Annotated in this window: 1 rRNA gene; it reads left to right on the top strand. The window is 54.1% G+C overall.

The annotated features are described in order from the left end of the window. Positions 1-1,075 (top strand): 16S ribosomal RNA (locus ACYP03_RS23815); the annotation flags it as partial. Positions 1,076-1,086 lie beyond the last annotated feature (11 nt).

Raw genomic sequence — 1,086 nt, 5'->3', positions numbered from 1 at the left:
AGTGCTCATCCTTGACGTTAGCTGCAGAAGAAGCACCGGCTAACTCCGTGCCAGCAGCCGCGGTAATACGGAGGGTGCGAGCGTTAATCGGAATTACTGGGCGTAAAGCGCATGCAGGCGGCGTGTTAAGCCAGATGTGAAAGCCCGGGGCTCAACCTCGGAATCGCATTTGGAACTGGCATGCTAGAGTCTTGTAGAGGGGGGTAGAATTTCAGGTGTAGCGGTGAAATGCGTAGAGATCTGAAGGAATACCGGTGGCGAAGGCGGCCCCCTGGACAAAGACTGACGCTCAGATGCGAAAGCGTGGGGAGCAAACAGGATTAGATACCCTGGTAGTCCACGCCGTAAACGATGTCTACTTGGAGGTTGGTGTCTTGAACACTGGCTTTCGGAGCTAACGCGTTAAGTAGACCGCCTGGGGAGTACGGTCGCAAGATTAAAACTCAAATGAATTGACGGGGGCCCGCACAAGCGGTGGAGCATGTGGTTTAATTCGATGCAACGCGAAGAACCTTACCTACTCTTGACATCCAGAGAACTTAGCAGAGATGCTTTGGTGCCTTCGGGAACTCTGAGACAGGTGCTGCATGGCTGTCGTCAGCTCGTGTTGTGAAATGTTGGGTTAAGTCCCGCAACGAGCGCAACCCTTATCCTTGTTTGCCAGCACTTCGGGTGGGAACTCCAGGGAGACTGCCGGTGATAAACCGGAGGAAGGTGGGGACGACGTCAAGTCATCATGGCCCTTACGAGTAGGGCTACACACGTGCTACAATGGCGTATACAGAGGGCTGCCAACTAGCGATAGTGAGCGAATCCCACAAAGTACGTCGTAGTCCGGATTGGAGTCTGCAACTCGACTCCATGAAGTCGGAATCGCTAGTAATCGTGGATCAGAATGCCACGGTGAATACGTTCCCGGGCCTTGTACACACCGCCCGTCACACCATGGGAGTGGGCTGCACCAGAAGTAGATAGCTTAACCTTCGGGAGGGCGTTTACCACGGTGTGGTTCATGACTGGGGTGAAGTCGTAACAAGGTAGCCCTAGGGGAACCTGGGGCTGGATCACCTCCTTACCTAAAGACTG

The organism is Photobacterium sp. R1 (assembly GCF_054600795.1).
Note: the sequence above shows the minus strand (reverse complement) of the source record. Positions and strands in the feature narration are given on the sequence as shown.